We start from the raw sequence: 23,036 nt of genomic DNA on the forward strand, positions 1-23,036 counted from the left end.
CGATGAAAAAAACAATGGCGGTAATCACGCTCTCTTTTCTTGCATTTGCATGCTCGGATGAAACTCAGGTAATTAAACAGAGCATCAACAACATCAAAGATGAAATGGTCAGCATGCAGTCTGAAATGGCTGAAATGAAGATATCCATAGAAGACGTTGACCGTAAAACCGAAGCAAATAAAGAAAGCATTAACGCCAACGCAGGCGCTCTGGCTGAAATACGCTCAGAACTCAGCTTCATCGGAAACGAAGTTACAGTCCTTAAAGAAGGGCAGAAAGCCCCTGCTCCCGGTGCGTCTGCTGTTCTTGAACCTGCGCAGACGGCAGACGGTGAAAACCTTATCATAATAGAAGATGCGTTTACCGATAAAAGCAGCCTCTACAGCTACGCCTATGAGCTTTACAGGAACGGGAAATATGCGGAAAGCGAAGCGAAATTCAATGAATTTCTCGCCAAATACCCGTCAGATGAACTCTCCGACAACGCTGTTTACTGGCTTGGTGAAATTCAATACTCACAGAAAAACTATGAAGGGGCAGTCACTCTCTTCAACAAGCTTGTTTCAGACTATCCCGACGGTAATAAAGTGCCCGATGGACTTCTTAAAATGGCATACTCATACGGAAATATAGGTAAAAAAGCCGAGTCTGTTGTTACATTAAAGAAAATAGTCAACGAATACCCCGGAACAAGGGCATTCAATCTGGCTAAAAAGAAACTCGCCTCAATGGGGGAATAGCTTGAAAATTACCGGGGGTATAATTCTCTCCGCTATCATGCTGACGGCTGTGGCAGCCGCTGCGGAGAACACTCATGAAGTGAGAAAAGGCGACACCCTCTGGGATATCTCCCGTCAATACTACGGAGATAACTGGAAGTGGCCTATAATCTGGAAAGGAAATGTGTTCATTAACGATCCGGATCTCATTTATCCTAAAGAGAAACTTTATATCCCCGGTTTTCCCGAAGGCGGCGAATCGATCCGCATGGGTGAAGGCGGCTTGTTTAAAATCGAAGCTGACAAAAACGGAATGACCGCAAACTCTGCCGTGTCCGGCATGGAAGCGGCAGACAGTGTTAACAGTTTCACCGCTGATAAGCTGAACGGCTTTGACTCTGTTCTGGATGACGAACCGGAGTTTACAGTAATTTCTACTGAAAAAATGCGTGAAATGGTTTCAACCGGAGACTACATCACCCTTGATGCCGGTACGGAGAAAGGTCTCAACACGGGCGATACTGTGGTGCTTTACGAAAAAAGAAGCAGGATTGAAAAGGGCAGGTCGGTGTATACCTGTGTGGGATACGCAAAGATCGAAAAAGCCGGAGATGAAACATCAAGGGCAAAAATATACAGAGCCTTCAGCTCTGTGAGCAATGGTTTTAAAGCTGCTAAAAGTGAAGAAATAACAGTTAAGCGCCCGAGAGGCTTCAGAAGTATTGATTCTGATATTGCCGGAGAGGTCGTATACCTTGCGGAAAACCACAGGTTTTCGGCAGAGGGCTACTCTGTTATAATAAATATCGGTCATCCTCTTCCTGTTAAAGAAGGCGATAAATTCCTTGTTTTCCGCAGGCATGAGGAGAACGGAGTGATTAAAACAGAAACGATAGGCGAGGGTCAGCTTCTGCGTGTAAACGGAAGCTACTCCACAATGTACCTTGTGAATTCATCCATGGAAATAATGAAAGGCGATATAGTCCGCCTCAGTAAAGTAGCTGTTTACTGATTCTCAGCATTAAGGAAAACACAATCCGGATGATGTGTTTTCCCATGTGCTGAACAGCCTTTTTGTCGTTTTACTTACAAAATCCTTGCTTAAAATGTTCTTTTTCTCTAGGTTAAATATTGTAAGTTTTTTTACAAGAATTTACTTCAAAAAACCTGCTAATGTTTAGTGGTACTTGATTTTATTTAGTTTCCCGATCGCTGTTAACTCCTGATTTCCTTTTATCTTGACTAAGCCCTGGTCCTTAGTTAGTATTTACATTTATTCGGGAATAGACATGCGTCCTTTTCCGGATAAATTAACAAGAAAATTTTTTAAACGGAGAGGGTTTATGAAGAAGTTCCTTACGTTCCTGCTTGTCATGGTCTCCGCAGTCTTCCTTATGACCGCTTGCAGCCAGAAAGCTGAAGAAAAAGCGGCGGAAGCTCCCGCGGAAAATACTGAAGCTGCAGCACCTGCTGCTTCCACAGAACCAATCAAAATCGGTGTTGCCGGCGCACATTCCGGTGATCTTGCTTCTTATGGTCTTCCCACTGTAAATGCTGTTAAGCTTTATGTTGATGAAGTTAACAAAAACGGCGGTATTGACGGAAGAATGGTTGAGCTTTACATCGAAGACGATGTTTGCAAACCTGAAGTCGCAACAAACACGGCAAGCAAGCTTGTTTCTGAAAAAGTTGTGGCTGTTGTTGGTCACATATGCTCCGGCGCCACAAAGGCTGCGCTCGGTATATACAAAGATGCAGGTATTCTTGTTATCTCACCTTCAGCTACAAACCCTGAACTTACTCAGAGCGGCGAATACCCCAACTTCCTCCGCACTATCGCTCCTGACGATGCTCAGGCGAGACTCGAAGTTGACTTCGCTCTCAATACCCTTAACATCAAAAAATTTGCAGTTCTCCATGATAAAGGCGACTACGGCAAGGGTCTTGCTGAATTCGCAAAATCTTTTCTTGAGGCTACTGGTAACGGTGTAGAAGTTGTTCTTTATGAAGGCGTTACTCCAGGTGCTGTTGATTACTCCGCAGTTGTTCAGAAGATCGGACGTTCCGGCGCTGAAGCGGTTATATTCGGCGGATACCACCCCGAAGCTTCCAAAATCGTTACTCAGATGCGTAAAAAACAGATCAACATCCCCTTCATCTCCGATGACGGTGTAAAGGACGATACTTTCATAAAAGTTGCCGGCGAATTTGCTGAAGGCGTTTATGCTACCGGTCCTGTGGACACTTCTTCAAACCCTATCAACATCAAAGCAGTTGAAGACCACAAGGCTGCGTATCAGGCTGACCCCGGCGCATTCTTCATCAATGGCTATGCTGCAACTATGGCACTTCTTAATGCTATAGACAAAGCAGACTCAACTGATTATGACGCTGTGAGCAAGGCTCTCAGAACCGAATATGTTGAAACTCCCCTCGGAAATATAAGCTTTGACGAAAAAGGCGATGCTATCGGCGTGGGCTTCTCTATGTATCAGGTTCAGAACGGCGCATACGCCGAACTTAAATAATTTTCCAGATACAACTCAGGGGGTGCTTTCTTTCCTGCGCCCCCTTTCCATTTCAGGGCAAATAACAGGAGCAGTCACAGATAATGGATTATTTTCTTCAACTATTTTTAAGCGGCCTCACAAAAGGCAGCATATATGCGCTTATCGCTTTGGGCTACACCATGGTTTACGGCATTATTCAGCTTATAAACTTTGCCCACGGGGAAATTTATATGATAGGCGCATTTACGGCACTTATTGTCGCCAGTGTTCTGACGATTCTGGGCTTCAGCGGTCTCAGCATCCTTATTCTGGCGGGAATAGCGGCGGTGATTTACTCATCCGCCTATGGTTACACTATGGAAAAAATCGCTTACAGACCTTTGAGAAACGCCCCCAGGCTTTCACCTCTCATAAGTGCGATAGGAATGTCAATATTCCTTCAAAACTACGTACTTCTCGCACAGACATCCGACTTCCTCCCTTTTCCGGCGCTTATTCCGGAGTTTGAGTTTTTAAAACCTGTATCGCATATAATGAGTTCTGCGGAGCTTGTTATCATCCTTAGCAGTGCGGTGATAATGGTTCTGCTGACCTTTTTCATAAAGTTTACCAGAATGGGCAAAGCAATGAGGGCAACAGCACAGGACAAGAAGATGGCTCGTCTTGTGGGTATTGATGTTGATAAAGTTATATCACTCACATTTATAGTGGGTTCATCACTTGCTGCCCTCGGCGGAATACTTATCGCTTCACACATCGGTCAGATAAACTTTTATATAGGGTTTATAGCAGGGATAAAGGCATTCACTGCGGCTGTCCTCGGCGGAATAGGCAGTATTCCCGGTGCTGTTCTCGGCGCTCTTATACTCGGATGGACAGAGAGCTTTGCCACAGGATATGTGTCCAGCGACTATGAAGATGTTTTCGCTTTTGCCCTTCTTGTTCTGATACTTATCTTCAGACCTGCGGGAATCCTCGGCAAATCTTCGGCTCAGAAGGTGTAACATGCTGAATGAGCTTAAAAAATCACTAATTACAGCCGTATGGTTTATGTTTCTTACATTTCCCATTATGGTTATTAAGGTAAACACTGTTTATAACACCATAGTATGGCGCTGGCACAACCTTATATACATAGGCGTTGGGGCTTTTTTCGGTTCTATGATCTGGCGCTGGCTTCATTATAAAAAAACACACATCAGTGAAAGAAACATAAGGGAAAGGCTTAAAAACGGTCTTCAGAACGCCATAGTTGACAACAAAAAGGTGCTTTACACACTTATTGCAGTGGCAGTTGCATTCACCTTTGCGTTCCCTCATATGTCAAACGCATATCAGATCAATATTATGACCACAGCGCTTATGTACGTGGTGCTTGGGCTTGGTCTTAATATTGTTGTGGGGCTGGCGGGGCTTCTTGATCTTGGTTATGTTGCTTTTTATGCAGTGGGCGCTTACAGCTATGCTCTTCTGAACCATCATTTCGGTTTAGGGTTCTGGGCTGTTCTTCCCATAGGCGGCGCACTCGCCATGATGTTCGGTATAATTCTCGGCTTCCCCGTACTTAGGCTCCGTGGTGATTATCTTGCCATTGTAACACTCGGTTTCGGAGAGATTATCCGCCTCGTGCTTGAAAACTGGAACGCCTTTTCCTTCGGTCCCAGCGGTATTTCGGGCATAGACAGACCTTCTTTCTTCGGGCTTACGCTCAACCTATCACAGTCTATGACTGCGCTTTACTATCTTGTTCTCGGTTTTGCAGTAATTACGATATTCTGCGTGAACAGGCTTCAGAACTCCCGAATCGGAAGGGCGTGGCTTGCTCTGAGGGAAGATGAGATAGCGTGTCAGGCTATGGGTATTGATAAAACAAAGACAAAGCTCACGGCTTTTGCCCTTGGTGCAACATGGGCCGGATTCATGGGTGTTGTATTCGCAGCGAAGACAACTTTTGTCAATCCTGCGAGTTTCACATTCCTCGAATCTGCAATCATTCTTGCCATAGTTGTTCTCGGCGGTATGGGGTCAATTCTCGGTGTTATTCTTGCAGCGCTGATACTTATACTTCTGCCGGAATATCTCAGAGCTTTTTCTGAACTGCGCATGCTTATTTTCGGCGGTTCGATGGTTCTTATGATGGTTTTCAGACCGCAGGGACTTATCAGCAATGTGCGGCGAAAATACTTATTTGATAAGATGAATTTCGGCGGGGAGAAAACAAATGAAGCAAAATGATCAGACGCTTCCCGTTCTTGAGGTAAAAGGTCTTACAATGGATTTCGGCGGTCTCCGTGCCGTTGACCATGTGGATATGGAAATACAGAACGGTGAGATTGTGGCTCTTATCGGTCCCAACGGAGCGGGGAAAACCACATTTTTTAACTGCATTACAGGCATATACACGCCAACTTCGGGGGACATAATCGTCCATACCAAGTTCGGTGAAAAAAGAATAAACGGCAAGAAGCCCAATCAGGTAACAGAACTTGGACTTGCCAGAACTTTTCAGAATATCAGACTTTTCCCTAACATGACTGTTCTTGAAAATGTAATGATAGGAAGACATTGCCGTACCAAAGCAAAGGTAATCGGCGCACTTCTCCGTGACCCCGGAACCAGAAAAGAAGAGAAAGACGCAGCAGCGGTGAGCTATGGTATTCTGGAAAAAATCGGTCTGACTCATCTTGCCAATGAAATGGCAAGCAACCTCCCATACGGCGCACAGCGAAAGCTTGAGATAGCCCGTGCCCTTGCTACGGAACCTGTACTTCTTCTTCTTGATGAACCCGCAGCGGGCATGAACCCTCAGGAAACAGAAGAGCTTACAGGACTTATCAGGGAAATCAGAGATCAGGATAAAATCGCCATTCTGCTGATTGAGCATGATATGAAACTTGTGATGAACCTTTCCGACAGGATTTATGTCATGGATCACGGACAGCGGATAGCAGCGGGTACTCCCATGGAGATAAAGAACAATCCCGAAGTTATCAAAGCTTATCTTGGGGAGGAAGCCGATGCTTGAGATTAACAATATAAGCACATTCTACGGCAATATTCAGGCGCTTCACGATGTTTCCCTCAAGATAAACGAAGGTGAGATAATCACCCTTATCGGTGCGAACGGGGCTGGTAAAACCACCACTCTTCTTTCCGTAAGCGGGATTGTTCAGCCTAAGTCCGGAGAGATACTGTTCAAGGGTGAACCGATCCACAGGATGAAGCCTGACAAAATAGTTCAGATGGGTATCTGTCAGGTTCCTGAAGGGAGACACATTTTCCCTTATCTCACAGTGTCCGAAAATCTTGATATGGGCGCATTTCTCCGCAAGGACAGAGAAGGTATAAAAAAAGACCTTGAGCAGATATATGATCTCTTCCCCAGACTGGCAGAAAGAAGACATCAGCAGGGCGGAACTCTCAGCGGCGGGGAGCAGCAGATGCTTGCCATATCCCGTGCGCTTATGGCCAGACCCCGCCTTCTGCTTCTGGATGAACCTTCACTTGGGCTTGCACCTCTGATTGTGCAGCAGATTTTCGAGATTATTAAGAAAATCAAAGAAGAGAGCGGAACAACTATTTTCCTTGTTGAGCAGAACGCAAACCTTGCCCTTAAGGTGGCCGACAGAGGCTACGTTATGGAAACAGGCAGAGTGACTATGGAAGACAAGGCTTCAAGCCTGCTTTCCAATGAGGATGTTAAAAAAGCTTATCTGGGAATATAAGAATAAGGTGATGATGAAGAAAAAGCATTTACTTCTGATTGTTATTCTGTTTGCAATAACGGGGTGTCTTGGCGGACGCCCCGCACCGTACAGCGGTGGCGGACGTATTGAAGCATCTGATATTGAGAGAATGAAATACTCCATTCAGGTCGGTGCCTTCGGCAACGTAAGCAATGCTGCAAACTATACTGACAAACTGAACGCCGCAGGGGTGGATGCTTACTTTTTCCTTGATGATTCTGGTCTGTATAAGGTCCGCATAGGAGATTTCCCATCCTATGACAGAGCAGTTAGATACGCTGTCAACCTGCGGACCAGAAACCAGATAGATGATTATTTTATCATTCGTCCAGAAGATTATGACTATAACTTCCGCCCGGAAGACCTTGACCGTAAAGGCATAAGGACAAACCTTGTAAAAACGGCGCATAAGTATATCGGTGTCCCGTACCGATGGGGCGGTGAAAGCGCATCCGGCGGGTTTGACTGTTCCGGTCTCACAATGGTTGTCTATAAGCTTAACGGGCTGAACCTGCCCCGAAACTCCAGAGCCCAGTTTGATCACGGCAAATTCGTTCTTAAAAGCGAACTGAAGCCCGGTGATCTGGTCTTTTTTGCCACCGGCAGAGCCAAAAGAGTTTCTCATGTGGGAATATACATAGGCTCAGGCAAATTTATCCACGCTCCCCGCAGGGGACGCAATGTCACAATAGCGAACCTTAACGACTCTTATTTTGTGCGGACCTACATGGGCGCACGCAAATACATTTAGCTTTCTGCAAAAACTTCCCCTCATAACTGGCATCATCTTTGTTATTAGTAATGCAAGAGGTGTTGCATGAGAAATATTTTCAGCATGTCGAACATTGACAAACTTTCCTATGGTATGGACACCGCATCCGTTAAAAACAACGTGATAGCGGAAAACATCGCTAATAACGATACTCCGACATACAAGGCAAGCAAGCTGGAATTTGATGAGGTTATGGGTGATTTTCTCGGAACAGGGAAAAAACTTCCTCTCGCACAGACTCATGCAAAGCATTTTTCCACAGGCGGCTTCAGCGGAGTTCCTGCGGATTATGTCCGGTTTCAGAACAACCCCTCTCTCCGCAATGACGGAAACGATGTAAACCTTGACTACGAAATGAGTGAAATGGCTGCAAACTCAGTTCTTTTTCAGGAATTAAGCCAGCTTACAGCCGGAGCATTCACAAAACTTAAAACAGCTATTCAGGGGAGGTAAGGTATAAATGAGCTTTATGCACGTAATGGATGTCTCTGCAACCGGGCTTTCTGCGCAGAGAATAAGAATTGGAGCAATATCCTCAAACCTCGCCAACGCTCAGACCACAAGAACAGCCGAAGGCGGACCTTACCAAAGAAAAGACGTGCTGTTTGAGCAGGTTATGAAAGGTGAATATGCCGGAGGCGTCAGGGTTCAAAGAGTCATAGATGATGAAAAGCCTCCAACTCTTAAGTATGAGCCGGATCATCCGGATGCAAACGAGGAAGGCTATGTCGCCTATCCCAATGTGAACCCCATTGAAGAAATGGTAAATATGCTTGAAGCTTCAAAAAGCTACGAGGCAAACGCCACAGTGTTTGAAACAGCGAAACAGCTTGCTTTGAGAGCATTGGAAATAGGCAGAGCCTGATACCGAAACTTTAGAATCTTTAAAGCTCCGCAGTGCGGGGAGCTGGCTTTGAAAAGAGCCCGAAAACGGTTAAAAAAGTAGTAAAATGAAATATATAAAGGTTGTAAAATACCCCTGATATACTATATATTCAGTTAGGGAGATACTGAACATGGCAGAGATCAATAACATTAACTTCCTTTTGCCGAATAAGCTTGACGATACAGCGTCAAAACCTGCGGAAGCCAAAGAAGAGTCCGGTGCGGATTTTTCTGTTCTTCTTAAGGATGCTTTAAGCAGTGTAAATGATGCACAGCTTGAAGCCAGTGAAGCTGTGCAGAAAGTCTTAAGCGGTGAGACAAAGGATATTCATTCCACAATGATCGCTCTCCAGAAAGCAGATGTTTCCCTCAAACTCATGCTTGAGGTTAAGAATAAAATCGTTGAAGCTTACCAAGAGGTTATGAGAACTCAGGTATAGTATTACAGGGGCAAATGGCACTTCAAGACGTCGTAACTCAGTTTAAAGATATTTTTGAGAAACTGACTCTTGTTCAGAAAATTTCCATCGGTGCAGCTTTAGGCGCTGTACTTGTTACTCTGGGTGTCCTTCTTATTTGGGCAAACAGACCTGTCTATAAAACCCTTTATGCCAATATGAACGCTGACGATGCCCCTTTGGTTATTGAAAAACTCAAAGAAGGCAATGTTCCGTACAGGCTTAAGGAAGGCGGAGGAACGGTGGAAGTTCCGCAGGAGCTGGTTTATGACATGAGGCTGGAACTCGCCCGTGAAGGTCTGCCCAGAGGCGGCGGAGCAGGGTTTGAGCTTTTCGATAAATCATCATACGGAATGACGGAATTCCTTCAGGATGTCAATTATCAACGTGCCCTTCAGGGTGAGCTTGCCAGAACCATAAGCAGTCTCAATGAAGTTGAAGAGGCGAGGGTTCATCTTACCATTCCCAAAAACAGACTTTTCATCTCCGAAGAGGAGGCTGCAAAAGCCGCTGTTGTTATAAAGCTCAGAAGAGGGGCAAACCTCAACCAGGAGCAGGTTAAAGCGATAAGCTCACTGGTTTCGGGCGCTGTCAAAGGGCTGACCACAGACAGCGTGCAGATTGTGGATACCACAGGCAGACTCTTGAGCGAATTTCTCGATGAAGAACATTCCCCCGTAATGATGACCCAGACGCAGCTTGAATACCAGAGGCGCATTGAACGTGAGCTTGAATCAAAGCTATACGGCATACTCGGCAGAACTCTCGGCGAAACCGGAGCTGTGGCGAAGGTTACTGCGGAGATAGATTTTTCCAAGAGAGAAACCAGCAGAGAAGAGTTCGGGCGTGAGCCTGTAATCCGGTCATCGGAAAATATAGAAACCATCAGCTCTAACGCTCCCGGAGGTCCGCAGGGCGTCCCCGGAGTTGAATCCAACCTTGCAGAGCCGCAGGTACTGGGCGGCAACACAAACTCATCCTATGAACACACAGAAGAACGTTCAAACTTTGAAATAGACAAAACCGTCACCAGAGAAGTGAAAGCATTTGGGACAATAAAGAAAATATCCGTTGCAGTTGTTGTGGATAATAAGAATGTTTTCCGCACTGATAATACAACAGGAAATCAGATAACAGAAAGTGTTCCAAGAACACAGGATGAACTTAACTCCATCCGTGCCCTTGTTGCCACAGCGGTCGGTTTTGACCAGGCAAGAGGCGATCAGGTGGAGGTGACAAATATCTCATTCGATACCTCCGAACAGCAGCAGGAACAGCTTCTGCTCAAGAGAGAAAAAACAGTGGAACTCATAACCATAGCATCCAAATATGCCCTTGCAGTTATTATTCTGCTTCTGTTTTATTTTGCCGTGGTCAGGCGTATTCTCAAAAAACTCGACAAGACCGTCACCTACAACGACGACGGGACCATTACAGTATCCTCTGCGCTCGATTCTGTGGATGTCACCCTGAAAGACAGCGCCGGCTTCCCCAAAACCCTCGAAGAACTTGAAAGAGAGGTTGAGCAGGAGCTTGATGAAAGCATACCGATGAACACAGACGCCGTTAAGTCTAAGGTAATGCTGAAGAAGATAGAGGAATTCTGCGAAGAGGATCCCGAAGGTGCGGCAAATATTATAAAATCAATGTTGAAAGGTTGACATGAGTCTTTCCGGTTCAGGTATCAGAAAAGCCGCAGCGGTATTAATCGCCCTCGGTGAAGAAATTTCTTCATCTATTTTCGCTCATCTTGATGATGACGAGGTGCAGGAGATCTCAAAAGAGATCGCCATGACCAAGATCATCCCCCCTGAGGAGATGGACGAAACAATAGAAGAATTTTACAACATGATGCTTGCCAAGAAGTTCATCGCCAAGGGCGGTCTTGAGTACGCTAAAAGCGTTCTTGTTAAATCTCTTGGCCCTGAACGTGCAAGGAAGATTATCGACCGCCTTACCAAGATGATGGAACAGTCAAGCGGCTTTGAGTTCCTTACTAAGATTGATCCTAAGCAGCTTGCTAAATTCATACAGACAGAACACCCGCAGACAATCGCACTGATACTCGCCCACCTTGACCCCAGCCATGCGGCGGAGTCACTGGCGCAGCTTCCGGAAGAGCTTAAGGCCGAGATAACACTTAGAATCGCAAACCTGCAGGATATATCGCCTACGGTTGTAAAAACCCTTTCCAGAGTGCTTGAGGAAAGGTTTGAGTCTCTTTCTTCATACAATGTTGAGGTCGGCGGCGTAAAATCCGTTGCAGAAATTTTCAACCGTATGGACAGGGTAACAAGCAAGGCAACTCTGGAAAAACTGGAGAAGGAAGCACCGGAACTGGTTGCAGCAATACGGGATATGATGTTCGTATTCGAGGATATCAGAGAGCTGAACGATGTGGCTATTCAGGAAATCCTCAAAAAAGCAGACAAAAAAGCGCTCACCCTTGCCCTCAAGGGAGCAGACGACGATACCAAAGAACGCTTTTTCAGAAATATGTCCAAACGTGCAGTGGAAACTATGCGTGAGGAAATGGATTACATGGGTCCCGTCAAGCTCAAAGAGGTGGAAAAAGCCCAGCACGAGATTGTCGCCATTGTACGTGAACTCGACGAGGAAGGGGTTATTAACCTCGGCGGCGGAGAGGAAGAACAGTACGTTTAACTATTCCCACCGGATTGAATTATGTCCAGAAAAATTTACGGCAAAAACAGACAGAAACAGCTTACTGAAATGGATATCACCAGTTTCGGGGATGTGGAGCGTGGAGAAAAAGTCTTTGCGCTTGAAAAACTTAAAGATACCAATGCCGTCAATGGAGAGATCCCTTTTCTTTTTGCTAATTTCGATACAGCCGTAAACCTCGGTAAGGCGAGGATAGTCGGCGAATCTTCCGTTTTTCTTGAAAATTTTGATAAAAAGCAGGAGCCCGAACCTGAACCCGTGAAGGAGGAACAGAAAGAGTTTTCCGAAGCGGTATTTGAAGAGGCTGTAATTAAAGAGGAACCTCCTGCATTTGATGAGGAGAAGATACAGGAACTGCTGAAGGCTGAATATGAAAAAGCCTTTAATGACGGATATAAAAAAGGGATGCTTGAGGCGGCGGATAACGCCCGCAGTAAGTATAATAAAGAAAAAGACGATTACATCCAGATGCTTCAGGGAACTTACAAGGAAGTTATCTCCAAGGCGGGAGCGTTTGATTCTGCCGTAAAGGAGCTTGACAGTGCCCTGCCTGAAATGCTCACACACTTTCTGGAAACGCTAATAGGTGCAGAAAGAAAAACGAACGGGCGTCTGATTGTTTCTGTCATAAAAAAGAGCCTCTCAAGCCTTCATGAACTGAGCCGTGTTGTTTTCAGGGTGAATCCTGACGATCTTAATACTGTGCTTAAAGCTTTTCCCGATTATGAGGCGGTGTCCGACCCGGCAATTACGCAGGGCGGGCTGAAAATAGACACCAGCATAGGGGAAATGGACTACACCATAGAAACCATGCTGGAAAATTTTAAGAAGCTGATTTATGAAGAACTTGAATCGACTTAGACACATAAACGCAAGGGAAGAGATTGTAATATCCGGCAGGGTGACGAAGATAATCGGGCTCACCATCGAGGCAGATGGTCCTCTTCTCGGCATAGGAACAAGATGCGCCATAGAAGGCAGCGGGGGCGACACTGTTCTTGCTGAAATAATCGGCTTTAATGACAATAGAATAATCCTGATGCCCTACGGCGACAGCGAAGGAATCGCTCCGGGGAGTAGAGTGCATAACACTGCTCTTGGCAACACCGTGCGGGTATCTGAAAATATGCTGGGGCGTATTCTTAACGGTCTCGGCGAGCCTATTGACGGAAAAGGACCGGTTCAGGACTACGAACTGACTAAGGTGTATTCCCAGCCGCCTTTGCCTCTTGAGAGGGAAATAATCCGTGAATCAATATCCACCGGAGTAAAAGCCATAGATGCTCTCATGACCTGCGGTTCAGGACAGAGGGTTGGTATTTTCGCAGGTTCCGGCGTTGGTAAGTCGGTGCTTTTAGGCATGATAGCCCGAAATACAGAAGCGGATGTAAACGTTATTGCTCTCATTGGTGAACGAGGCAGAGAGGTGCGTGAGTTCGTTGAAAGAGATCTTGGTCCTGAAGGTCTGGCACGGAGCGTAGTCGTAGTCGCCACCAGTGATCAATCCGCCCTTGTAAGAAAACTCGGCGCTTTTGTTGCCACGGCAGTTGCCGAGTATTTCAGGGCAAAGGGCAAAAACGTGATGTTTATGATGGACTCTGTGACAAGGTTCGCCATGGCGCAGAGGGAAATAGGACTTACGGTGGGTGAACCGCCCACATCAAAGGGTTATACTCCGTCTGTATTTGCACTTCTGCCCAAGCTTCTGGAAAGGGCTGGAACAAAAAAAGGAGAAGGCGCTATAACAGGACTCTACACTGTGCTTGTGGAGGGGGACGACATGAACGACCCCATAGCCGACTCTGTCCGTTCTATTATCGACGGACACATAGTGCTGGACAGGCTGCTTGCCGCACGCAACCATTATCCTGCTATAGATATTCTGATGAGCGCCAGCAGGTTGATGAAAGAGATTGTAACAAAAGAAGATTTCGCATCCGCAGGTAGATTCAGAGATCTGCTTAGTGCATATCGTGAGGCGGAGGATCTGATCAACATCGGCGCCTATGTCAGGGGAAGCAACCCCAGAATTGATGAGGCGATCCTTAAAATAAACCGCATAAACGATTTTCTTCGTCAGGGGATTGATGAAAACTTTACTTACGAGGAAGCCCGAAACAAGCTGAATGAGATAACGGCGGGATGATGCTATGAACGCAAAATTCAAGCTGGAAAAGGTTTTGGAGCATAGAGAGCGGATCTATGAGCTTGAAAAAAATAAGCTCGGCGAGTTTCAGAACAAACTGAAAACTCTCACTGTGCAGCTTGAAAACATGCTTGAAACAGAAAAACAGAAGAACGCCGAGAAGGAAGAAGCCAAGCTGAAAGGACAGCTTCAGTTTGTGAGGATGTATGATGAGTATATCCTCAAACTGGAAGGGCACAGGAAAACCATGGAACGCATGGTGTATGATGCCCGCATCGTTGTTGAACGGCAGAAGAAAAAAACAGTTCAGGCAATGAACAATCATAAAATTCTGATAAAGCTGAAAGAAAAGCATGTAAAAGATTATGCGGCATATCTGGATAAGGAAGAGATGAAAATGATAGATGAGCTGATAGTATCAAGGAGCGGCAGAAATGAATAAACTTAAATTTGCAGTTCTTTTTATGCTTCTCACTGTGTTTACAGCACAGGCGGAAAGCATAGTGGACATACAGAGCCTTGCCGCACGGCTTGAGGCAAAGGAACAGGAACTCAAGAAAAAGGAAATGGAACTGGCGGATAAGGAAAAACGTCTGAAAGCACTTGAGGAAGAGCTTATCGCTAAAGAGAACGAACTCAACGGGATTAAGGACACAATCACCAAAAGGCTCAACGAGGTTCAGTCCAGTGAGGATGAAAACCTTGATGCTCTCGCCAGAATATATTCATCCACCAAACCTAAGTCAGCTGCTGAAATTTTTGTTAAAATGGACACTGACAAAGCCGTTCAGCTTATCCGCAGAATTCCTCCTATGAATGCAGGAAAGATTATGGCTGCACTGGGCAAAATCGATGCTGAAAAGGCATCGCAGATAACGGAAAAACTTACTCCCGAAAAAGTTAATCTTGGTCAGTAAATGAAAAACGATATATTAATACCCGGTATCCTTGAATACATCCGCTCCACTGTCGTGGCAAAAAATGAAGATATGCACGACTATGCCAAAAAACATGATGTTCCGTCTGTTGAACCTGAAACAGGGGAGCTTCTCCGCATACTTGCTGCTGTGCTTAAACCCGCATCCGTCCTTGAGATAGGGAGCGGAATCGGCACATCTACAACTTATATAAAACAAGGGTGCCCTTCGGCAGTGATTACGGGGATAGATCATAACCCGAACCGTGTGGCGGTGGCGAAAACTCTGTGTATCGAGCTTGAAAATGTCGAATTTATCAATGAATCCGCCTTCGATTACCTTAACCGCACAACGGATACTTACGATATGGTGTTTATCGACTCTGTTAAGCGAATATACCCCCTGATGTGGCAGACTGTTAAAAACAGAGTGAACAAAGGCGGACTGGTAGTGTTCGATGATGTCCTCCTTTTCGGCATGCTTGCTATGGAAACAGCGGAAGTCCCCAAAAAATACCGCCAGGGACGTGACGAACTCCTCAACTTCATCGAAGAGATCAAGGCAGATATGCCTGCATCGTCTACCCTGCTGCCTGTTGGTTCAGGTGTTTTGCTGGTAAATTTTTGAATGGTTTTATAATTATTATTTTCATGAAGAGAGAACCCTTTCTTTATACAAATAAAGTGTTCTCTTTAGCTCTCTCCCAGAGAAACTTAATTTGAGTTTTTGAGGGGGTGCGGGGGAACTTTGTTCCAAAAAGTTCTCCCGTGAGATAAAAAACCAAAAAAAGGAAAATAAAAAATAATGTCAGTCGAACTTTTAAGCCCTGCGGGGAATTTTGAAAAATTAAAATATGCTGTCCGCTATGGTGCGGATGCGGTTTATCTTGCCGGAACGGGTTACGGTCTTCGTGCGAAGGCGGGCAATTTCGGCATGGATGATTTGGCGGAGGCTCTTTCTTATCTGCATGGTCAGGGGAAGATGGGTTATGTTACTGTTAATGCTTATCTCCGTAATGCCGAATTTGATGGTTTGAGGGAGTATCTTTACAATCTTGAGTCTGTGAAGCCGGATGCGATGATAGTTTCCGATCCGGGAGTCTTTAAAGTTATCAGGGACATGGGGTTGAAGACTCCTGTTCATATCAGCACGCAGTCAAACGTTACTAACCTTGCCGCTGTTGATTTCTGGGCGGAGCTTGGGGCGGAGAGGGTTATTCTCGCCCGTGAGCTTTCTGCGGAGGAGATAGCCTATATATGCAGGAAAGCCAAGGCAGAGATTGAGGTATTTGTCCATGGTGCGATGTGCATATCTATGTCCGGCAGGTGTCTCATAAGCAATTATATGACCGGAAGGGATGCCAATGCGGGACTCTGCACCCATCCTTGCAGGTGGAAATACTCTCTTGTTGAGGAGTCCAGACCGGGTGAATATTTTCCGGTGGTGGAAGATGAGAGAGGAACATATTTCTATAACAGCAAGGATCTGTGCCTGATAGAATATCTGGGTGAGCTTGTGAAGGCGGGCGTAAAAAGCATCAAGATAGAGGGCAGGATGAAAAGCATAATGTATGTGGCTCTTGTTACGGGTACATACAGAACCGCACTTGACTGGGCTATGGCGGATGCGGACGGGTATGAAGTGAAGGAAGAGTGGATGAAAATGCTGACAAGCGTTACCCACAGAAGCTACACCGCAGGTTTTTATAAAGGCGATACGGACAGCGGCTCCATGAACTATGCCAACGCCAACTACATACAGGAAAGTGAATTTCTTGGCTCTGTGGAACAGGGTGAGATGCTTGCGAAGAACAAATTCCTTGCAGGAGAGGAGCTTGAGTTTGTGACTCCGTTTCTGGAAGTGATACCGTACAAAGTGACAAATCTGACTGATGAGCAGGGTGCGCCTGTTGAAGCCACAAGACCAAACTACCGCTACAGCATGGAACTGCCTGATGAACTGCCTGACGGGAGCATATTAAGACGATGGAAATAACAAAAGACCAGTACGACAAGCTTGTAGAAGAGATAAAACAGCACGATATAAATTATTACGTCAATGACGCTCCGGTAATCACCGATTATGAGTACGACCAGCTTTACAGAAAGCTTCTGGATATTGAGGCGGAACACCCCGAACTGATTAGGGAGGATTCGCCGTCCAAACGTGTGGGCGCTCCTCCTGTTGAGGGGCTGGAGAGCATACGCCACGAAGTGAGGATGATGAGCCTCAACAACACCTATAGTGACGAGGAGCTGGACAGCTTTATCGCCACTGTTTATAAGGAAACTCTGGAAAAGCCCCCATTTGTGGTTGAGCCCAAGATAGACGGTGCATCAGTCAGCCTTACATACGAAAACGGAAGACTCATCACAGCAGCAACAAGAGGCGATGGTGCGGTCGGAGAGGATATCCTTCATAATGTTAAAACTATCAGGGCAGTGCCCCTTGTTATAGATGTGAAAGAGCGGCTGATTGTCAGGGGCGAGATATACATGCCCGTGGAGTCGTTTGATAAACTGAATGAAAAGCGTGAGGCGGAAGGTCTGCCGCTTTTTGCCAACCCGAGAAACTCTGCTGCCGGAAGCCTGAAGCTTCTGGATTCCAGAGAGTGCGCCAAGAGAAATTTGAGCATGTTTGCCTTCGGTCTGGATAAGGGGCAGGGGGAAAGCCACTTTGCTGATCTTATGCGCCTGAAAAATATGGGTTTCAGAGTGAACGATATGGTGAAATTCTGTCGGACGGCAGAAGAAGTTAAAGCCCATGTAGAATTTATCCGAACAAAGAGAGAAAGCTTAAGCTATGATATAGACGGTGCTGTGATCAAGGTGGACAACTACCGCCTTCGGGACAGGTTGGGAGTGACTATCAAGGCGCCGAAATGGGCTATTGCTTATAAATATCCTGCGGAAAAAGCAGTTACCAAGCTGCTTGATGTTGAGTTTCAGGTGGGACGAACCGGCACCGTTACCCCTGTTGCGATACTTGAACCGGTAAAGGTCAGCGGAAGTACAGTTTCCAGAGCAACTCTGCACAACATGGATGAGGTAACAAGGCTCGGCATTAAAATAGGCGATTATGTGAGCCTTGAAAAAGGCGGAGACGTGATCCCCAAGGTTACGGCAGCTCTCACAGAGAAAAGAACAGGTGAAGAGAAGGATATTCCGTTTCCTGAAAAATGTCCGGTATGTCACCATGAGCTTGTGCGTGAGGATGTGGCGTTCAGATGCGTTAATCCGGAATGTACAGGCACAGCAAGGGGAGCGTTGAGGCACTTTACCGCCCGTAATGCTATGGATATAAGAGGGTTCGGCGAATCGCTCATAGACAGGCTTATGGATCTTGGAATGCTTAAGACCCCTGCGGATATTTATACAATGAACTATGATGCACTGCGGACCATGGATGGTCTGGGTGATAAATCTGTGGATAACCTCACAGCAGCTGTTGAGGCAAGTAAAGACAAGCCCTTTGAAAAGGTTCTTTTTGCTGTGGGTCTTCCTTCTGTGGGCGTGCGCACAGCGGAGATTCTGGCGCAGGAGTTCGGCAGTATCGAAAGACTTAAAACTGCAACCCTTGATGAGCTTACTGCGGTTTACTCCATAGGCGGGCTGGTGGCAAAGGACATCACAGAAGCCTTGCAGCAGCCGAAGTACATAAATCTGATAGATGCCCTAAAAAAAGCCGGACTCAAATTCGAGGCTGAAAAAAAAGAATCTGGCGGAATTTTTGAGGGGCAGACATTTCTCATAACAGGTACACTAAGCCGTCCGAGAGCAGAGTTTGAAGAACTGATCAAAAATCTGGGCGGGAAAATAGCAAGTGGAGTAAGTAAAAATCTGTCATATCTCATTGCCGGAGAAAAAGCCGGAAGCAAGCTGGACAAGGCAAACAAGCTCGGAGTCAGAGTTTTATCAGAGGACGAGCTGCTTGATATGGCAAGACGGGGCTGATTTTGAAGCGAATTTACATACTATCGGACGGAACAGGGCAAAGCGCCCTTAACATCATGAAAGCGGCGCTTCTTCAGTTTGAAGACCCGCAGGTTAAGTTCACAATCTATTCCATGGTGGATAAGCTGGATAAGCTTAAAGCTATTCTTGAACACGCAAGGGTGGATAATGGATTTGTGGCTTTCACCACTGTTATCAGAGAGTTCCGGGATACTATCCATTCATTCTGCCATGAACACGGCATACTGCATTATGATATTCTCGGACCGCCAATTGATAAGCTTGAAGAGTTTCTGGGCAGAAAAGCCACAGAAAGTCCCGGTGTTCTTCGTAAAGTGGACGAAAAATACTTCAAGCGGATTGATGCGGTGGAGTTCACTCTCAGCCATGACGACGGTAAAATAGTCGTGGGACTTGATGATGCGGATATTATTGTTCTCGGTCTTTCCCGAACGTCAAAGACCCCCACATCATTTTTCCTTGCCCAGCAGGGGTTCAAGGTGGTGAATATACCTTTAGTACCTGAAGTGCCTATTCCTGAAGAGGTTTTTAAGGTTGATCCCAACAAAGTAGTGTGTCTCATCATGGAGCCGGAGGTGCTGCAAAAAGTCCGCACTGCAAGGCTTAAGCATTATAAAACACAGAGTAAATACAATGATATGCGCAAAATTTTTGAAGAAGTTGAGTTCGTGTATGAGCTTATCCGCAAAAACAGAAGGTGGCATATTGTTGATACTACAAATAAATCCATCGAAGAAACAGCAAGAGAAATAATACATTCCGTCTTTGGGCGGGACATGGAACTATAAGTTTTATAAACCGCCATGAGCGCACATTGTGCGGTAAAAAACTCTTGACACGGGATAAAGCTGTCTATAAAGTTTGGTGTACACAGCCATCAAGGCATGTCTCACCCTATTTAACTTAGCGGAAAAATCACACAGGAAAATCCGGGTTATTAATTTAAAAAATCAAATTATTTCAACCTGAGTATTATGTTTAAAATTATATGAGGTGAATAAGTGAACCTTAACGATTTGAAGAAAAAATCGATCGAGGATCTTGTTGCCATTGCCAACTCGGTCGAGATAGAGAACTCAGCCAGCCTGCTTAAACAGGAGCTTATATTCGAGATTCTCAAAGCCACAAGCGCAAGGAACGGACACATTTTTGGTCAGGGCGTGCTTGAAATTCTGCCCGACGGCTTCGGCTTTCTCAGATCGACTGACTACAACTACCTGCCGGGTCCCGATGATATATATGTCTCGCCTGCCCAGATAAGGAAATTCGGTCTTCGCAACGGTGACACAATAGCAGGGGAGATCAGACCCCCTAAAGATAATGAAAAATACTTTGCTCTGCTTAAGGTTGAGCAGGTAAATTTTGAAGAACCTTCCAGACAGAGAAATCTGTTTGAGAACCTTACCCCTCTTTTTCCCGAAGAGAGGCTTGAGCTTGAGGCATTTCCCACTCATTATGATACAAGGATAATGAACCTCATCTCACCTATCGGTAAAGGTCAGAGGGGTCTCATCGTTGCCCCCCCAAAAACAGGTAAAACGATGCTTCTTAAGTCAATCACAAACAGCATAACCAAAAATCATCCCGATGTTTACATGATCATCCTTCTTATAGACGAACGTCCCGAAGAAGTTACCGACATGCAGAGATCTGTCAATGCAGAGGTTATCAGCTCAACGTTTGATGAACCGGCATACAGACACGTTCAGGTATCTGAAATGGTTCTTAATAAAGCAAAAAGGCTTGTTGAACACGGACGTGATGTTTGTATCTTCCTTGACTCAATAACAAGGCTCGCAAGAGCTTACAACTCCATCGAACCCCCCAGCGGTAAGGTTCTTTCCGGTGGTGTGGACTCCAACGCTCTGCACAAGCCTAAAAGGTTTTTCGGAGCGGCAAGGAATATTGAAGAGGGCGGCAGCCTTACTATCATCGGTACTGCGCTTGTTGATACAGGCTCAAGGATGGATGAGGTTATCTTTGAGGAGTTCAAAGGTACAGGTAACATGGAGCTTCACCTTGACAGACGCCTTGTTGAGAAAAGAACCTTCCCTGCTATTGATATTAATAAATCAGGCACCAGAAGGGAGGAGCTTCTCCTTAGCGAAAACGAACTCAATAAAGTATGGATTCTCCGCCGCTTCCTCAGCAGCATGAACTCTGTGGATGCCATGGAATTCCTTTTGGATAAAATGAAGGGAACGAAGAACAATATCGGTTTCCTTGAGTCTATGGGTAAATAACGCTCTAAGCCGCAGGATGCGGCTTGCGCAGCGGAGCAAGCCCGAAGTTTCTTCGGGCGAAGCGATAAGCAAAAACAGCAGGACGCTTGTTTTTGCGACTATGTCAGATAAAATGAAGGGAACGAAGAACAATATCGGCTTCCTTGAGTCCATGGGTAAATAACGCTCTAAGCCGCAGGATGCGGCTTGCGCAGCGGAGCAAGCCCGAAGTTTCTTCGGGCGAAGCGATAAGCAAAAACAGCAGGACGCTTGTTTTTGCGACTATGCCAGATAAAATGAAGGGAACGAAGAACAATATCGGTTTCCTTGAATCTATGGGCAAATAACGCTCTAAACCGCAGGATGCGGCTTGCGCAGCGGAGTAAGCCCGAAGTTTCTTCGGGCGAAGCGATAAGCAAAAACAGCAGGACGCTTGTTTTTGCGACTATGTCAGGTGTATTTGCGCTTTTGCGAATATGATCTTGAAAAGGGTTTGCGGTTGTGGTATAAATTGCACCCTTGACCCATAAGAGCGGTTGCCCTATTTTATATAGGCTGCTCTGATAAAAGAAATATATGCAGAAAACTACTGAATGTGGCTTTTTTGCATCATAAATATAGAGGTACGTAAGATGAAAAAAGGTATCCACCCTGATTACAAAGAAGTGGTTTTTAAATGCGCATGCGGAAACGAAATTAAAACTAAATCCACAGTTAACCCCGCTAAAGCAACTGTTGCTATTTGTGCTGAATGCCACCCTTTCTTTACAGGCAAACAGAAATTCCTCGATACGGCTGGACGTGTTGAGAAATTCATGAAGAAATACGGTAAATCTCAGGGTTAATTTCACAGATGTGCGGGCAGAAAAGCGGTTCTGCTGACTTGAAGCCGGCGGAAATAAATGTCCGCCTGCTCAACTGCACCGCAAACGGTGAACTCACGGCGGCTATGGCCGCCAAGCTCTGCTACTCCGATGCAGGTATCGATGATCTTTTTGAAAAAGTTTCTTCTACAGAACAGAAGAAATTCATTGAGAAAATCGTCTCCATCGGACACCATTCAGTCCTTGAACATGTCTCATTCACCTTCGGCATTGAAGGTGTATCCAGAGCCCTGACTCATCAGCTGGTAAGGCATAGAATAGCCAGTTATTCCCAGAAATCCCAGAGATACGTAAAGCATGGCGGCGGGTTTGAATACATCATACCTGAAACCATTTCGGCAGATGAAGATTCAAAGCGCGAGTTTGAACGTATTATGGCTGAGATCGCAAAGGCTTATGATCTTCTCGCTTCAAAAGGCATTCCGGCTGAAGATGCACGTTATGTTCTGCCGAACGCATGCGAAACCAAAATTATTGTTACAATGAATGCCCGTGAGCTTATACACTTTTTCCGTATTCGTTGCTGCAACAGAGCGCAGTGGGAAATAAGAAAAATGTCCGAGCTTATGCTTGTTGAGTGCGTCCGGGTTGCTCCTTCAATATTCAAGGACTCCGGTCCCGGCTGTGTTTCCGGTGCGTGCCCCGAAGGTGCTTTCACCTGCGGAAAGGCAAAAGAAGTCAGAGCGAAGTACAAGTCCCTCCTTTCAGAAAAAGATCGCTAGCGTATTTTTTTTAAACCTTTAAGTATCTTCAAAATCGTATATATTATCCCATGATATTTTTATAAGGAAGGCGTAATGGCAAAATTCGATGTAGGCGGACAGGCGGTTATTGAGGGTGCTTAGTCACACGGATGTGACCGCGGAGTGCGTACCACAGCGGATGCGAGGAACGCATAACGTAGCGTAAGCAGCAAGGAGCTTTGCTCCGCAGGCTGCGTGCGATAAAAAACTACAGGATGTAAGTTTTTTTGAGCAGTTTGATGTTGATATAAATGAGGAAAATATAATGGCAAAATTCGATGTAGGCGGTCAGGCGGTTATTGAGGGTGCTTAGTCACACGGATGTGACCGCGGAGTGCGTACCACAGCGGATGCGAGGAACGCATAACGTAGCGT

The 23,036-nt window shown here is 45.8% G+C and carries 26 protein-coding genes; all 26 read left to right on the forward strand.

Annotation, left to right across the window (positions count from 1 at the left end; all coding sequences use genetic code 11):
• Nucleotides 1-2: 2 nt before the first annotated feature.
• The 26 genes from ybgF to thyX all read left to right on the forward strand — a co-directional run bounded on the left by ybgF (nucleotide 3) and on the right by thyX (nucleotide 22,640).
• On the forward strand, nucleotides 3-740 hold the full coding sequence (gene ybgF, locus ACYRYY_RS11565) for a tol-pal system protein YbgF (protein ID WP_460215765.1): 738 nt from the start codon (nucleotides 3-5) through the stop codon (nucleotides 738-740).
• A gap of 1 nt (nucleotide 741) precedes the next feature.
• Nucleotides 742-1,731 (forward strand): LysM peptidoglycan-binding domain-containing protein, encoded by a 990-nt coding sequence (locus ACYRYY_RS11570; protein WP_460215766.1) that lies wholly within the window; start codon nucleotides 742-744, stop codon nucleotides 1,729-1,731.
• Nucleotides 1,732-2,062: 331 nt separating this feature from the next.
• Nucleotides 2,063-3,247 (forward strand): branched-chain amino acid ABC transporter substrate-binding protein, encoded by a 1,185-nt coding sequence (locus ACYRYY_RS11575; RefSeq protein WP_460215767.1) that lies wholly within the window; start codon nucleotides 2,063-2,065, stop codon nucleotides 3,245-3,247.
• Between the two features lie 83 nt (nucleotides 3,248-3,330).
• On the forward strand, nucleotides 3,331-4,233 hold the full coding sequence (locus tag ACYRYY_RS11580) for a branched-chain amino acid ABC transporter permease (RefSeq protein WP_460215768.1): 903 nt from the start codon (nucleotides 3,331-3,333) through the stop codon (nucleotides 4,231-4,233).
• Between the two features lies 1 nt (nucleotide 4,234).
• Nucleotides 4,235-5,464, forward strand: coding sequence for a high-affinity branched-chain amino acid ABC transporter permease LivM (gene livM, locus ACYRYY_RS11585; RefSeq protein WP_460215769.1), 1,230 nt, complete (start codon nucleotides 4,235-4,237; stop codon nucleotides 5,462-5,464).
• Nucleotides 5,451-6,254, forward strand: coding sequence for an ABC transporter ATP-binding protein (locus tag ACYRYY_RS11590; protein ID WP_460215770.1), 804 nt, complete (start codon nucleotides 5,451-5,453; stop codon nucleotides 6,252-6,254). Before livM ends, ACYRYY_RS11590 begins: the two co-directional genes overlap by 14 nt.
• Nucleotides 6,247-6,954 carry an ABC transporter ATP-binding protein gene (locus tag ACYRYY_RS11595; protein WP_460215771.1) on the forward strand — a complete coding sequence of 236 codons (708 nt, stop codon included), beginning with the start codon at nucleotides 6,247-6,249 and terminating at the stop codon, nucleotides 6,952-6,954. Before ACYRYY_RS11590 ends, ACYRYY_RS11595 begins: the two co-directional genes overlap by 8 nt.
• Nucleotides 6,920-7,726 (forward strand): C40 family peptidase, encoded by an 807-nt coding sequence (locus ACYRYY_RS11600; protein WP_460215772.1) that lies wholly within the window; start codon nucleotides 6,920-6,922, stop codon nucleotides 7,724-7,726. The genes ACYRYY_RS11595 and ACYRYY_RS11600 overlap by 35 nt, the downstream gene beginning before the upstream one ends.
• A gap of 66 nt (nucleotides 7,727-7,792) precedes the next feature.
• The gene (gene flgB, locus ACYRYY_RS11605) at nucleotides 7,793-8,200 is read left to right on the forward strand and encodes a flagellar basal body rod protein FlgB (RefSeq protein WP_460215773.1); all 408 of its coding nucleotides are present in this window, start codon (nucleotides 7,793-7,795) and stop codon (nucleotides 8,198-8,200) included.
• 7 nt (nucleotides 8,201-8,207) lie between these two features.
• The gene (gene flgC / locus ACYRYY_RS11610; RefSeq protein ID WP_460215774.1) at nucleotides 8,208-8,612 is read left to right on the forward strand and encodes a flagellar basal body rod protein FlgC; all 405 of its coding nucleotides are present in this window, start codon (nucleotides 8,208-8,210) and stop codon (nucleotides 8,610-8,612) included.
• 151 nt (nucleotides 8,613-8,763) lie between these two features.
• The gene (fliE, locus tag ACYRYY_RS11615) at nucleotides 8,764-9,072 is read left to right on the forward strand and encodes a flagellar hook-basal body complex protein FliE (protein WP_460215775.1); all 309 of its coding nucleotides are present in this window, start codon (nucleotides 8,764-8,766) and stop codon (nucleotides 9,070-9,072) included.
• Between the two features lie 14 nt (nucleotides 9,073-9,086).
• Nucleotides 9,087-10,751 carry a flagellar basal-body MS-ring/collar protein FliF gene (gene fliF / locus ACYRYY_RS11620; protein WP_460215776.1) on the forward strand — a complete coding sequence of 555 codons (1,665 nt, stop codon included), beginning with the start codon at nucleotides 9,087-9,089 and terminating at the stop codon, nucleotides 10,749-10,751.
• Between the two features lies 1 nt (nucleotide 10,752).
• A complete protein-coding gene (gene fliG, locus ACYRYY_RS11625; protein ID WP_460215777.1) occupies nucleotides 10,753-11,754 on the forward strand; it encodes a flagellar motor switch protein FliG in 1,002 nt (333 codons plus the stop codon).
• A 21-nt stretch (nucleotides 11,755-11,775) separates the two neighbouring features.
• On the forward strand, nucleotides 11,776-12,636 hold the full coding sequence (locus ACYRYY_RS11630; RefSeq protein WP_460215778.1) for a FliH/SctL family protein: 861 nt from the start codon (nucleotides 11,776-11,778) through the stop codon (nucleotides 12,634-12,636).
• Entirely contained in the window at nucleotides 12,614-13,921 is a 1,308-nt protein-coding gene (gene fliI / locus ACYRYY_RS11635; RefSeq protein ID WP_460215779.1) for a flagellar protein export ATPase FliI, read from the forward strand. The genes ACYRYY_RS11630 and fliI overlap by 23 nt, the downstream gene beginning before the upstream one ends.
• 4 nt (nucleotides 13,922-13,925) lie before the next feature.
• Entirely contained in the window at nucleotides 13,926-14,363 is a 438-nt protein-coding gene (gene fliJ / locus ACYRYY_RS11640; protein ID WP_460215780.1) for a flagellar export protein FliJ, read from the forward strand.
• Entirely contained in the window at nucleotides 14,356-14,838 is a 483-nt protein-coding gene (locus tag ACYRYY_RS11645; protein ID WP_460215781.1) for a MotE family protein, read from the forward strand. Before fliJ ends, ACYRYY_RS11645 begins: the two co-directional genes overlap by 8 nt.
• Nucleotides 14,839-15,465 carry an O-methyltransferase gene (locus tag ACYRYY_RS11650; protein WP_460215782.1) on the forward strand — a complete coding sequence of 209 codons (627 nt, stop codon included), beginning with the start codon at nucleotides 14,839-14,841 and terminating at the stop codon, nucleotides 15,463-15,465.
• Nucleotides 15,466-15,642: 177 nt separating this feature from the next.
• Nucleotides 15,643-16,833, forward strand: a complete 1,191-nt coding sequence (locus tag ACYRYY_RS11655) for a peptidase U32 family protein (protein WP_460215783.1) — start codon at nucleotides 15,643-15,645, stop codon at nucleotides 16,831-16,833.
• Nucleotides 16,824-18,791, forward strand: a complete 1,968-nt coding sequence (gene ligA, locus ACYRYY_RS11660; RefSeq protein ID WP_460215784.1) for an NAD-dependent DNA ligase LigA — start codon at nucleotides 16,824-16,826, stop codon at nucleotides 18,789-18,791. Before ACYRYY_RS11655 ends, ligA begins: the two co-directional genes overlap by 10 nt.
• A gap of 2 nt (nucleotides 18,792-18,793) precedes the next feature.
• Entirely contained in the window at nucleotides 18,794-19,600 is an 807-nt protein-coding gene (locus ACYRYY_RS11665) for a pyruvate, water dikinase regulatory protein (protein ID WP_460215785.1), read from the forward strand.
• A 213-nt stretch (nucleotides 19,601-19,813) separates the two neighbouring features.
• Nucleotides 19,814-21,055 carry a transcription termination factor Rho gene (rho, locus tag ACYRYY_RS11670; protein WP_460215786.1) on the forward strand — a complete coding sequence of 414 codons (1,242 nt, stop codon included), beginning with the start codon at nucleotides 19,814-19,816 and terminating at the stop codon, nucleotides 21,053-21,055.
• Nucleotides 21,056-21,071: 16 nt separating this feature from the next.
• On the forward strand, nucleotides 21,072-21,218 hold the full coding sequence (locus ACYRYY_RS11675; RefSeq protein ID WP_460215787.1) for a hypothetical protein: 147 nt from the start codon (nucleotides 21,072-21,074) through the stop codon (nucleotides 21,216-21,218).
• 16 nt (nucleotides 21,219-21,234) lie between these two features.
• Nucleotides 21,235-21,381, forward strand: a complete 147-nt coding sequence (locus ACYRYY_RS11680) for a hypothetical protein (protein WP_460215788.1) — start codon at nucleotides 21,235-21,237, stop codon at nucleotides 21,379-21,381.
• Between the two features lie 285 nt (nucleotides 21,382-21,666).
• On the forward strand, nucleotides 21,667-21,879 hold the full coding sequence (rpmE, locus tag ACYRYY_RS11685; RefSeq protein WP_460215789.1) for a 50S ribosomal protein L31: 213 nt from the start codon (nucleotides 21,667-21,669) through the stop codon (nucleotides 21,877-21,879).
• Between the two features lie 53 nt (nucleotides 21,880-21,932).
• Nucleotides 21,933-22,640, forward strand: coding sequence for an FAD-dependent thymidylate synthase (thyX, locus tag ACYRYY_RS11690; RefSeq protein WP_460216490.1), 708 nt, complete (start codon nucleotides 21,933-21,935; stop codon nucleotides 22,638-22,640).
• Nucleotides 22,641-23,036: the final 396 nt, after the last annotated feature.

Source organism: Geovibrio sp. ADMFC3 (genome assembly GCF_054687035.1).